The organism is Allohoeflea poritis (genome assembly GCF_027889715.1).
GTDB classification, from domain to species: Bacteria; Pseudomonadota; Alphaproteobacteria; order Rhizobiales; family Rhizobiaceae; genus Hoeflea_A; species Hoeflea_A poritis.
The window spans coordinates 136,387-148,207 of the sequence record NZ_JAPJZH010000004.1 but is presented as its reverse complement, the minus strand read 5'-3'; the positions used below and the strand labels follow the sequence as shown (position 1 = coordinate 148,207).

The following is an 11,821-nucleotide window of genomic DNA, read 5'->3' as shown; positions in this document are numbered from 1 at the left end:
CAAACGAATGCAAAGGAGCTACAACGATGGCCACCGTCAAGGTCGACACATCAAATTTCAAATCTGAGGTTCTCGACTCCTCGGAACCGGTCGTGGTCGATTTCTGGGCCGAATGGTGCGGACCCTGCAAGATGATCGCGCCCAGCCTTGAGGAAATCTCCTCGGAGATGGCCGGCAAGGTGAAGGTCGCCAAGGTCAATATCGACGAGAATCCGGACATCGCCGCGCAATATGGCGTGCGTTCCATTCCGACCCTTGCCATGTTCAAGGGCGGCGAGGTTGCCGATATCAAGGTCGGTGCATCGCCGAAATCGGCACTGTCGAGCTGGATCAGCGGCTCCGTCTGACCGCACAAGGCACAAGCGAATTTACGACCGCATCGCCTCATTGGCGGTGCGGTTTTGCTTTGCCGTAAAGAGGCGGCCTAACTCGGTATGATTCCATTGTCGGCGAACACCTCGCCGACGAGATAGAGCGAGCCGCCGATCAGGATACGCGGCGCGGCCTCCATGTCCGCGAAATCCTCGCGCATCATTTCCAGAGCCTGGCGCACATCGGCCGCCGGCTGTGCCGAAAGTCCGCCATTCGCCGCGTCCTCGGCGAGGGCGACCGGATCGACACCGGCATCGGAACTGGTGACTGGCACCGTATAGACATGCCGCGCCATGCCGGAGAAGGCGGCGAAATAGCCGACCGGGTCCTTGGTGTTGATCATCCCGCTGATCAGGAACAGCGGCCGTGGCTGCTTTTCTTCCAGTTCAGCGATCATTTCCGCGATGGCCTGTCCGGCGGCCGGATTGTGGCCCCCGTCAATCCAGATTTCGGCGCCTTCGGCCGCCTGTGCGACGATCGGCCCGCCGGTGACGCGCTGCATGCGCCCGGGCCACTGCGCATTCTGCAGGCCCTCTTCGATGGCGCGGTCCGGGATGGAAAACCCGGCGGCTTTCAGCGCCCGAACCGCCGCGGCGGCGTTGGAGAGCTGGTGGCGTCCCGGAAGCTGCGGCAGTGTCAGGTCCGCAAGGCCGGTCTCGTCCTGGTAGACCAGACGGCCATGCTCTTCATGGGCGTGATAGTCCTGTCCGTAGACGCTGACCGTGCAACCCAGCCTGTCGGCGGTCGAAACCACCGTATCGCGCGCAGCATCCTCCTGCTGGAAGCCGACCACCACCGGCACGCCCGGCTTGATGATGCCGGCCTTTTCGGCGGCGATCAGCTCCACCCGGTCGCCGAGATAGGCCTGGTGATCGAGCGAGATCGGCATGATCAGGCTGACAGCCGGTTCCTTGATGACATTGGTCGCGTCGAAACGCCCGCCGAGCCCCACCTCGATGATCGCGGCATCGGCGGGATGTTCGCTGAACAGCACGAATGCAACCGCCGTCAGGATCTCGAAAACGGTGATCTGTTCGCCGTTGTTGGCGCGCGCGACGCGCCGGATGGCATCCGCCAGCACTGCGTCATCGACAAGCTGGCCGGGCCGGCCCTTTTCGCCGATCCGGAACCGTTCGTGCCAGTGAACCAGATGCGGTGAAGTGTGAACATGGACCGCCATTCCGGCGGCTTCAAGAATGGCGCGGCAGAAACTGCCGGCGGAACCCTTGCCGTTGGTGCCGGCAATATGGACCACCGGCGGCAACCGGTCCTGCGGATTGCCGAGTTTTTCAAGCAGTCCTTCGATGCGCCCCAGCGAAAGGTCGTAACCCTTCGGATGAAGGCGCATCAGGTGATCGATTTCGTCAGCCGCGGTTGTCTGCGTCACGGTTTTCCGATCCATCGCCGGCACCTGCCTCCGCCGCTTCAAGCGCCGGTTCGGGTGCGGTTTCGCCTTCGTCGACCGACGCCGTTTCGGCGGGTTCGACGGCCTCTTCCGGCGGCGCGACGATTTCCGCCGGCTGCGCCGGCTCCTTCATCAGGATCTTCAAAAGACGCGCCAGCGTCTTCGGAAGATCGTGACGCGTTACCACCATGTCGACCATGCCGTGTTCCATCAGATATTCCGATGTCTGGAAGCCTTCCGGCAGTTTTTCGTGGATGGTCTGCTCGATCACCCGCTTGCCGGCAAAGCAGATCTCGGCGCCGGGTTCGGCGATATGAATATCGCCAAGCATTGCATAGGAGGCCGAAACGCCGCCGGTCGTCGGATTTGTCAGCACCACGATATAGGGCAGGCCCGCTTCCTTCAGCATCTCGACGGCGACGGTCGTGCGCGGCAGCTGCATCAGCGACAGGATGCCCTCCTGCATGCGCGCGCCGCCCGAGGCGGCGAACATGACGAGCGGGCATTTCTGTTCGGTTGCGACCTCGAAGGCATGAATGATCGCTTCGCCGGCGGCGACACCGAGCGATCCGCCGATAAAGGAAAAATCATGCGCCACGGCAACGGCCCGCACGCCCTTGATCGTTCCGATGCCGGCGATGATGGAATCGTCCAGGCCCGTTTTGGCGCGCACGTCGCGCAGCCGGTCCGTATATTTCTTCGAATCGCGGAACTTCAGCGGATCCTGGACCGCTTTCGGACGTGCAACTTCCTCGAATTTCCCGTCATCGAAGAGATAGTTCAGCCGCGCCTTGGCCGATATTTTCATGTGGTAGCCCGAATTGGGCACGACCCACAGATTCTCCTCGAGATCGGTGTGGAACACCATTTCCCCGGATTCGGGGCACTTGATCCAAAGATTTTCCGGAACGTCCCGGCGGCCGAGCATCGAATTGATCTTCGGACGCACAAAGCTGGTAATCCAGTTCACGGCGCAATACTCCAGGTGTCAAACAGTACGAACGTACAATGTGGGTGTTTTATTCCGCCGCGGCAAGGCGGGATGAGCGGACACCTGAGGAAAGTGCCCGGACAAGCTCCGCGACCCGCCCGACTGTCGCCGCCGTTGCTGCGCCGTTTTCATCAAGCGAACCGGCAACCGCATTGACGATCGCCGTGCCGACGACGACACCGTCGGCCGAGGCGCCGATGGCCTTGGCGTGCTCTTCCGTCTTGACGCCGAAGCCGACGCAAACGGGCAGATCGGTATGACCCTTGATGCGCGCAACGGCCGCGCCCACCCTGTCGGTGTCCGGCAATGCGCCGCCGGTGATTCCGGTCATCGAGACGTAGTAGACGAAGCCCGACGTGTTGTTGAGCACGGTCGGCAGCCGTTTGTCGTCGGTCGTCGGCGTCGCCAGGCGAATGAAGTTTATGCCCTTCTTCAGCGCCGGAACGCACAGCTCTTCGTCCATTTCCGGCGGCAGGTCGACAATGATCAGCCCGTCTATGCCGGCCGTCAGCGCATCGTCGAGGAAGCGGTCAACGCCGTAGATGTAGATCGGATTGTAGTATCCCATGAGAACAATGGGCGTATCCTGATCGCTCTGCCTGAATTCGCTTGCCATCCGGATCGTTTTGGCGAGCGTCTGACCGCCTTTCAGCGCGCGAAGGCCTGCCGCCTGGATGGCGGGTCCGTCCGCCATCGGGTCGGAAAAGGGCATGCCGAGTTCGATGACGTCGGCGCCGGCTTCCGGCAGCGCCTTCATGACCTCGAGCGAGGTGGCGTAATCGGGATCGCCGCCCATGAAATAGGTGACGAGGGCCGGGCGGCCTTCTTCGGCCAGCGAAGCGAAGCGGGCATCCATACGCGCGGTCATTGTTACAGCTCCACTCCGAGATGTTTTGCGGCGGTAAAGACGTCCTTGTCGCCCCGCCCGCACAGATTCATGACGATGATCTCGTCCTTGCCCATCGCCGGCGCCCGCTTGATAACCTCGGCGAGCGCATGGGACGGCTCGAGCGCCGGAATGATCCCTTCGACACGGGTCAGGCGCTGAAACGCCTCAAGCGCTTCGTCATCCATGATCGGCACATATTCGACCCGGCCATTGTCCTTGAGCCATGAGTGCTCCGGCCCGATGCCCGGATAGTCGAGCCCGGCCGATATCGAGTGGCCTTCCTCGATCTGGCCGTCGCCATCCTGCAGCAGATAGGTGCGGTTGCCGTGCAATACGCCGGGGCTGCCAGCCGTCAGCGAAGCGCAGTGCTCCTTGCTGTCGAGCCCCTTGCCGCCGGCTTCGACACCGACGATCCGCACCGATTCATCATCCAGGAAGGGATGGAAGAGGCCGATGGCGTTGGAGCCGCCGCCGACCGCCGCGACGATCATGTCGGGCAGCCGTCCCTCGCGCTCCATGAGCTGTTCCTTGGTCTCCTGGCCGATCACCGACTGGAAGTCGCGCACCATTTCCGGATAGGGGTGCGGGCCGGCGGCGGTGCCGATCAGGTAATAGGTGCTTTCGACATTGGTCACCCAGTCGCGCAGCGCCTCGTTCATGGCGTCCTTGAGGGTGCCGTTGCCGGCGCTGACGGGAATGACCTCGGCGCCGAGAAGCTTCATGCGGAAGACATTCGGCGCCTGCCGTTCCACATCGGTCGCGCCCATATAGACGACGCAGGGCAGGCCGAACCGCGCCGCGACCGTCGCCGCGGCAACGCCGTGCTGACCTGCGCCCGTTTCGGCGATGATGCGGGTCTTGCCCATGCGGCGCGCCAGCAGGATCTGGCCGAGACAGTTGTTGATCTTGTGCGAGCCCGTGTGATTGAGCTCGTCGCGCTTGAAATAGATCTTCGCGCCGCCCAGTTCCTGCGTCAGCCGCTCGGCGAAATAGAGCGGGCTGGGCCGGCCCGTATAATGCGTGTTGAGATCGGCCAGTTCCGCCTGATATTCGGGATCTTCCTTGGCCCTGTCCCAGTGATCCTGCAGGTCGAGGATGAGCGGCATCAGCGTTTCGGCGACAAAGCGTCCGCCGAAAATGCCGAAGCGGCCTTCTTCATCGGGTCCGGCGCGGAAGGAATTGGGTTTGACTGGCTGGTTCACGGGATACTCCTCAAGCGGCGGCCCTTTCTGCGGACCTCAGCGCCTCGAAAAATTCAGCGATCCGTTTGATGTCCTTCTGCCCAGGCGCGCTCTCAACGCCCGAGGAAAGGTCGACGCCCCGGGCGCCGGTTGCGGCCAGCGCGTCGCCGATATTTTCGGCGTCAAGGCCGCCGGACAGCATGTAATCGATATCCGGATCGATCGTCGAAAGAATGGTCCAGTCGAACGGAACGCCGTTGCCGCCGGGAAGTTCCGATCCCGCCGGCGGCCTGGCCTCGAACAGGAACCTGTCGGCAACGCCCTGATAGGGCTCCATCTGGCGCAGGTCCCCCTGCTCTTTCAGGGCAACGGCCTTCATGACCGGCAGGCCGTAGCGCGCCTTGACCGCGGCAACGCGTTCCGGGCTTTCGCTGCCGTGAAGCTGCAGCATGTCCGGCCGCACTTCCGAGACGATTGCGTCCAGCGTTTCATCATCCGCGTTCACCGACACCGCGACATTGCGCGCCCGTCCACGTGCCCGGTCCGCGAGCAGGCCGGCGTCTTTCAGTGCAATGTTTCGCGGGCTTTTTGCAAAGAAGATGAAACCGACATGGGACGCGCCGCCATCGATGGCCGCCTCAAGGGTTTCCTGCGTCTTCAGCCCGCAGATTTTTACAGAAACGCTCATGGGGTGCTCGTCGCATGAAATCGCGCCGGAGTCGAGTATCCGGGATGCCGATTTGTGCCGAATTCGGATGACCGGCTCAGGAATGTTTCAGTGCGTCAACGCCGGATGGCGGCTGGTCGGCCTCAAGGACCGCGCCGGGCCGCAATGGACGTGTTTATAGATGGAAATCAATGGCATGCAGCGACGATCCGTGGCGCTTCAGCCAGCTTTTGGCCTCGTCGGTCCGGGTGCACAGCCGGCGGCACAGCGCCCAGAAGCGCGGACCGTGGTTCATTTCCGCAAGATGGGCGACCTCGTGCGCGGCCAGATAGTCGATGACATGGTCGGGCGCCATGACGATGCGCCAGGAAAAGGAGAGGTTGCCCCGCGAACTGCAGGATCCCCAGCGGCTCTTCGTATCCTTCAAGCGGATGCCGGCAATGGTCTTTCCGAGAGTCGCGGCGTGGCGGTTGGCCGCCTCTTCCAGATCCGCCCGGGCCTGTTTCTTCAGGAAGTCGACAATCCGTCGGCCGAGATGTTCCGGCGCGCCGCCGACCTGAAGAACGGGCTCGCCATCCGCTTCGCCTGTTTCGGTTATGCCGCGCAGCTTTCCCGTTCGCACGATGCGATGGGCAACCCCGCGGATGGGAATGGAGCCGCCATCCTCGAGGCCGCTTGCCTTCGGCATCTTGTCCAGCCGGCTTTTGAGCCAGCCATGATGGCGATGCAGGAAGCGGTCGATCTCGTGATCCGGTATCCCGACGGGAACCGACATCTTCAGCGCCCTGCCGCCCGGCTCGATCCGCAAGGTCAGGCGCGTGGCGCGTTCGTTTTCCCTGATTGTGAGCGGCAGCCGGCGACCGGCGACCGCTATGTCGCGGCCGCGCTCTGCCTGTTTGCGCGATGTCCTCGAACGCTTCTTCAGTCCGAACATGCGTCTTTGTTTAGGCGATTCTCTGCGTAACGCAAAAAGGGCGCCCCATTGGGGCGCCAAGTCATGAGGCTAGACCTGGAGGTCAGTCCTGATCGCTGTCTGCCGGCCGGTCTTTTTTTCGTTTGGCCATGAAGCGATCAAACTCTTCCTGGTCCTTGGCCCGCCGCAATTCGCGAAGATAGGTGTCGAACTCTTCCCGTGCCTCGTCAAGCTTGCGCCGCTCTTCTTCAAGGCGCGCAAGCTCCTTCTCGCGCCACTCGTCAAAGGCGACATTGCCGGTGCGCGAATGATAGCTCCGGTGGCTGTGACGGCGGGCGCGCTTGCAGCCGGCGAACATCTCGTCCGTCGCCTTGTTCACGTCCCGTTTGAAACCGTCGAGCCGGTCACCCCAGATGATGTAGGCAAGCATTGCAAGGCCCAGAGGCCAGAATACGACAAAGCCCAGGACCATCAGGCCGATGGTCAGAGGGGTCCAGGCAGGACGCAACATTGTGGTATTGGTCATCGATAAGCCCTTTTGCTAGGAAGCAGCAGACATTGCCGCTCACGGTTTTGATGTGGGGGCAATCGGGCCGGATTCAAGAAATTGAGATCGATAAAATTTGCAACATATTGAAATAAAACAATAATTCAGCGGAAAATTTACCGGATAGGCAATTTTCCGCACCGGGTCCGTCCGCTGCATTCAGCTTCAGTATCTGAAAATATGGAAGATGCGGAACCTACTTGCCGGCCGCGCCGGCCAGTACGCGCTTGCGGCGACGAATCGGGTTTTTGGACTTCTTCGCGGCGGCCTTGCGATGATCGTGCGAGCGCATGAAATCGACGATGCGCGGCGCGATTTCGGCCCGGAAGCGCGAGCCGTTGAAGACGCCGTAATGGCCGACCTTCGGCTGCATGTAATGCTGGCGCATGTCTTCCGGTATGTTCACGCACAGATCATGGGCCGCGCGGGTCTGTCCGAGGCCGGAGATATCGTCATTCTCGCCTTCCACGGTCAGAAGGGCGACAGACTTGATCGCCGAGGGCTCGACGAGCTCGTCGCGATGCATGAAACAGCCTTTCGGCAGCGCATGCTCGATGAAGACGGTCTCGACGGTCTGCAGGTAGAACTCGGCGGTCAGATCCATGACAGCCAGATATTCATCGTAGAAATCGCGGTGCTTTTCGGCCGAATCGCCATCGCCCTCGACCAGATGCTGGAAGAAATCCTTCTGCGCGATCATGTGCTTGTCGAGATTCATCGACATGAAACCGGACAGTTGCAGAAAGCCCGGATAAACCTCGCGCATGAAGCCCGGCTGCGGCCACGGAACCCGCATGATGACATTGTCGCGGAACCATTCGAGCGGCTTGGTTTCCGCCAGCGCATTGACCGCGGTCGGGTTGATGCGCGTGTCGATCGGCCCGCCCATCAGCGTCATCGACCGCGGCGACAGCGGATCGCCCCGCTTTTCCATGACGGCAACGGCCGCCAGCACCGGAACCGACGGCTGGCACACGGCGAGCACATGGGTGTCCTCGCCGAGGCAGTGGATCATCTCGATGATGTAGTCGATATAGTCGTCAAGGTCGAAGGAACCGTCGCTCACGGGCACCATGCGCGCATCGATCCAGTCGGTGATATAGACATCGGCGCTTGGAAGCAGGGTCTCGACCGTTCCGCGCAGGAGCGTCGCATAGTGGCCCGACATCGGCGCGACGATGAGGATTTTCGGGCCGCGCTTGGCCTCGGGCGGCAATGCCCGGTGGAAATGGATCAGATTGCAGAACGGCTTCTTCCAGACGATATCCTCGTGCACCGGCACTTTCTGGAAATCGACCGTCGTTTCATGGATGCCGAATTCCGGCTTGCCATAGCGCCGGGTCGTGCGTTCGAAGACTTCAAGGCCCGCGGCCAGCGTCCGGCCGGCCGGTGTCTGCGAGATCGGGTTGAGGGGATTGGTATAGGCCAGCCGCATCGCATCAGCCGCAGCCCGCCAAGGCGACATCGCCGCATGGCTCAATTCATAGAGCTGATAGAACATCGATGTACCCCTCTGGCCTTTATGAATCTGCTCCCCGGGTATCACCCCATATGGACGTGCAGCTTGTCCCCACAAGCCAATACACCATCACGATATTGTGCAACGCAACGTGATCCGGCGACAGCCTAACAGCTTTTTGCTGCAGCGCAACGGTTCCGGCTATTGATTCAACCAAGGGTGTAATCAACTTGAAAAACACCCTTAACGCACACATCAGATATCCAGGTTTGCCACATTCAGGGCGTTTTCCTGGATGAAATCGCGCCGCGGTTCGACCTCGTCGCCCATCAGCCGGGCAAACAGGCCGTCAGCGTCGGTCGCATCGTTGATCTTGACCTGAAGCAGCGTGCGGGCATTGGGATCGAGCGTCGTCTCCCAAAGCTGGTCGGCATTCATTTCGCCGAGACCCTTGTAGCGCTGCATGGTCAGGCCCTTGCGGCCGATGGCGAAGATCGCATCGAGCAGCGTGCTCGGCCCGGTGATATCGGTGGAATCTTCCTTGCGGATCAGCTGGGCCGCTCCAGAATAGATCTCCTGCAGCCCTTCGGTCATCTGGTCGATGCGTCTGGCGTCCGCCGAGGCGATCAGGCCGGCATCGATGAGATGCGATTCCTTAACGCCGCGTACCGTCCGCTCCAGGCGCAGCCCGCCATCGTCACCGATGCTGCCGCTCCAGCCCCGTTCCGTCTCTTCGGCTATGGCGTCGAGCCGCTTGGCGACCGCTTCCGCCTTCTGCTGCGCGCTGGCGCCGTCATTCATCAGTTCCAGGTTGAGCGCGCCGACAATGGCCGCCTGTTCGATGATTGTCCGGTCGTAACGCGAATGCAGGCCCTCGATCAGCTGCCGCAGCTTCAGCGCATCGCCGATCACATTGCGCAGGTCTTCGCCGGTGCGCACTTCGCCATTGTCCAGTTCGAGCGCCGAATCCTCGAGACCGACGCCGATGAGATACTCCTCGAAGGCCTTTTCGTCCTTCAGATATTGCGAGGACTTTCCGCGTGTGACCTTGTAGAGCGGCGGCTGGGCGATGAACAAATGGCCGCGTTCCAGAAGTTCCGGCATCTGGCGGAAGAAGAAGGTCAGCAGCAGCGTGCGGATATGGGCGCCGTCGACATCCGCATCCGTCATGATGATGATCTTGTGATAGCGCAGCTTTTCCGGATTGAACTCGTCCTTGCCGATGCCGGTCCCGAGCGCCGTGATCAGCGTGCCGATTTCCTGGCTGGACAGCATCTTGTCGAAGCGTGCCCGCTCGACATTAAGGATCTTGCCGCGCAATGGCAGGATCGCCTGGTTCTCGCGCGAACGGCCCTGCTTGGCCGAGCCGCCGGCCGAATCGCCCTCGACGAGGAAAATTTCTGACTTTGCCGGATCGCGCTCCGAGCAGTCGGCGAGCTTTCCGGGAAGCGATGCGATGTCGAGCGCGCCCTTGCGGCGCGTCAGTTCGCGCGCCTTGCGGGCCGCTTCGCGGGCCGCCGCCGCCTCGACCACCTTGCCGACCAGGATCTTGGCTTCCTGGGGATGTTCCTCCAGCCACTGGTTGAGCGCCGTATTGACGAGGCTCTCGACGACCGGGCGAACCTCCGAGGAGACCAGCTTGTCCTTGGTCTGCGAAGAGAATTTCGGATCCGGTACCTTGACGGAAAGCACGGCGGTCAGACCTTCGCGGCAATCGTCGCCGGTCAGCGAGACCTTTTCCTTCTTGGTCAGGCCCGAACTGTCGGCATAGGAGACGATCTGACGGGTCAGCGCGCCGCGAAAGCCGGCCATATGGGTTCCGCCGTCGCGCTGCGGGATATTGTTGGTGAAGCACAGCACGTTTTCGTGGTAGCTGTCGTTCCACCACATGGCCACTTCGACGGTGATGCCTTCCTTTTCGCCGTCAATGGCGATCGGCTCTTCCACCAGCGGTTTCTTGTTGCGGTCGAGATATTTGACGAAGGCCTGGATGCCGCCGTCATAGACCATTTCGTCGCGGCGAACGTCCGAATGGCGGTTGTCCGTCAGCGTGATGCGCACGCCGGAATTCAGGAAAGCCAGCTCGCGAAGCCGGTGCTCGAGGGTTCCGTAGTCGAAATCCGTCATGGTGAAGGTTTCGGTCGACGGCAGGAAGGTGACCTCTGTGCCCGTCTGATCGCCCGCATCGCCGGTCACCGTCAGCGGACCGTCGGCGACACCATGCGTGAAGCTCATCTCGTGGATCTTGCCCTTGCGGTGGATCTTCAGCTTCAGGGAAACGGAAAGGGCATTGACCACCGACACGCCGACGCCGTGTAGTCCGCCGGACACCTTGTAGGAATTCTGGTCGAATTTACCGCCGGCATGCAGTTGCGTCATGATGACTTCCGCCGCCGAAACGCCCTCCTCGGGGTGCATGTCGGTCGGAATGCCTCGGCCATTGTCGGTCACGGTACAGGAACCGTCGGCATTCAGCGTCACGGTCACATCCGTCGCGTGGCCGGCGAGCGCCTCGTCGATCGCGTTGTCGACCACCTCGTAGACCATGTGATGCAGGCCGGAACCGTCATCCGTATCGCCGATATACATGCCTGGACGCTTGCGCACCGCATCCAGACCCTTCAGAACCTTGATCGATTCGGCATCGTATTCGGGATTCGCCGATGTCTCGTTCTCGGGGTTGTCGCTCATATTGTGGTGATCTTTCCTGGATGCATGCTCGCCGGGTTCTGGCGCCGCGAATCACCCGGCCAATTTGACATTAATATAATGATTTTACCCAAAAAATCCAATTATTCGGTATAGTCGCCCGGGTCCCGTTGGCAAGCAAAATAGTCTTGTTTGGCGCCGAAAACGGCTTGGTCGGCGGTGCCGGACGCCTATATGCTCTCTAGGAAAGTGTCGACGCCATGGATGCGCCCGTTCAGCCCTTAATTCCCGCCCGCTTTCTGCCCGAAAACAGGGATTCGATCGGCCGTTTCCAGTATTTGCCGTTTGGCGTCGGCCCGCGGGTCTGCATCGGCGCCACCTTCGCGCTGCGGGAAGCGGTGATCGCGCTCGGCGTGCTGATGCGCCGCTACCGTTTCGATTGCACCGAAAAGACCTATCCATGGCCCGTGCAGAAACTGACGGTCCAGCCCGAGGGCGGGCTGCCGATGCGCGTTGTGTCGCGAAAAAATCAGGATTTGGGCTAGTTGCTGCCGGCTCCGGCAAGGTCAGCCGTGCAATTGTCGATGCCGTAGGCGGCATTGCATCCGCTGTCCCGGCTCATCCCGGCCTGTGGCGCCAGGAATGCCGCTGCCAATATCACGGCGCCGGCGATGATGAACGATGAAAAAACGGCCCTGCCCATTATTTTCTGTTCTGTCATGATACTCAAAAAACCCGTCTTATCCCC

At 61.4% G+C, this 11,821-nt stretch carries 11 protein-coding genes and 1 pseudogene; 2 read left to right on the top strand and 10 right to left on the bottom strand.

The features are described 5' to 3' along the window. The first annotated feature begins 26 nt into the window (after positions 1-26). On the top strand, positions 27-347 hold the full coding sequence (gene trxA / locus OOZ53_RS08095) for a thioredoxin (protein ID WP_271088922.1): 321 nt from the start codon (positions 27-29) through the stop codon (positions 345-347). 77 nt (positions 348-424) lie between these two features. Here trxA and OOZ53_RS08090 read toward each other — a convergent pair whose 3' ends face one another. The 9 genes from OOZ53_RS08090 to gyrB form a co-directional block, all read right to left on the bottom strand. Next, a complete protein-coding gene (locus OOZ53_RS08090; protein WP_271088920.1) occupies positions 425-1,774 on the bottom strand; it encodes a bifunctional folylpolyglutamate synthase/dihydrofolate synthase in 1,350 nt (449 codons plus the stop codon). Beyond that, entirely contained in the window at positions 1,737-2,747 is a 1,011-nt protein-coding gene (gene accD / locus OOZ53_RS08085; protein ID WP_271088918.1) for an acetyl-CoA carboxylase, carboxyltransferase subunit beta, read from the bottom strand. Before accD ends, OOZ53_RS08090 begins: the two co-directional genes overlap by 38 nt. A 49-nt stretch (positions 2,748-2,796) precedes the next feature. Next, on the bottom strand, positions 2,797-3,636 hold the full coding sequence (gene trpA / locus OOZ53_RS08080) for a tryptophan synthase subunit alpha (protein WP_271088916.1): 840 nt from the start codon (positions 3,634-3,636) through the stop codon (positions 2,797-2,799). Between the two features lie 2 nt (positions 3,637-3,638). Further along, positions 3,639-4,859, bottom strand: coding sequence for a tryptophan synthase subunit beta (gene trpB / locus OOZ53_RS08075; RefSeq protein ID WP_271088914.1), 1,221 nt, complete (start codon positions 4,857-4,859; stop codon positions 3,639-3,641). A gap of 10 nt (positions 4,860-4,869) precedes the next feature. Continuing rightward, on the bottom strand, positions 4,870-5,526 hold the full coding sequence (locus tag OOZ53_RS08070; RefSeq protein ID WP_271088911.1) for a phosphoribosylanthranilate isomerase: 657 nt from the start codon (positions 5,524-5,526) through the stop codon (positions 4,870-4,872). 154 nt (positions 5,527-5,680) lie between these two features. Then, on the bottom strand, positions 5,681-6,439 hold the full coding sequence (locus tag OOZ53_RS08065; RefSeq protein WP_271088909.1) for a M48 family metallopeptidase: 759 nt from the start codon (positions 6,437-6,439) through the stop codon (positions 5,681-5,683). A gap of 82 nt (positions 6,440-6,521) precedes the next feature. Continuing rightward, a complete protein-coding gene (locus OOZ53_RS08060; protein ID WP_271088908.1) occupies positions 6,522-6,944 on the bottom strand; it encodes a DUF2852 domain-containing protein in 423 nt (140 codons plus the stop codon). Between the two features lie 217 nt (positions 6,945-7,161). Next, the gene (locus OOZ53_RS08055) at positions 7,162-8,466 is read right to left on the bottom strand and encodes a polyhydroxyalkanoate depolymerase (protein WP_271088907.1); all 1,305 of its coding nucleotides are present in this window, start codon (positions 8,464-8,466) and stop codon (positions 7,162-7,164) included. Between the two features lie 213 nt (positions 8,467-8,679). After that, complete coding sequence (gene gyrB / locus OOZ53_RS08050; protein ID WP_271088906.1) at positions 8,680-11,115, bottom strand: DNA topoisomerase (ATP-hydrolyzing) subunit B; 2,436 nt, start codon at positions 11,113-11,115, stop codon at positions 8,680-8,682. 242 nt (positions 11,116-11,357) lie between these two features. Between gyrB and OOZ53_RS08045 the strand changes: the two are divergent. Further along, a pseudogene (locus OOZ53_RS08045) lies at positions 11,358-11,618 on the top strand (cytochrome P450); the annotation flags it as partial. On the opposite strand, the gene OOZ53_RS08040 reads toward OOZ53_RS08045, so the two are convergent. Continuing rightward, entirely contained in the window at positions 11,615-11,794 is a 180-nt protein-coding gene (locus OOZ53_RS08040) for a hypothetical protein (RefSeq protein ID WP_271088905.1), read from the bottom strand. The pseudogene OOZ53_RS08045 and the gene OOZ53_RS08040 overlap by 4 nt on opposite strands. Positions 11,795-11,821 lie beyond the last annotated feature (27 nt).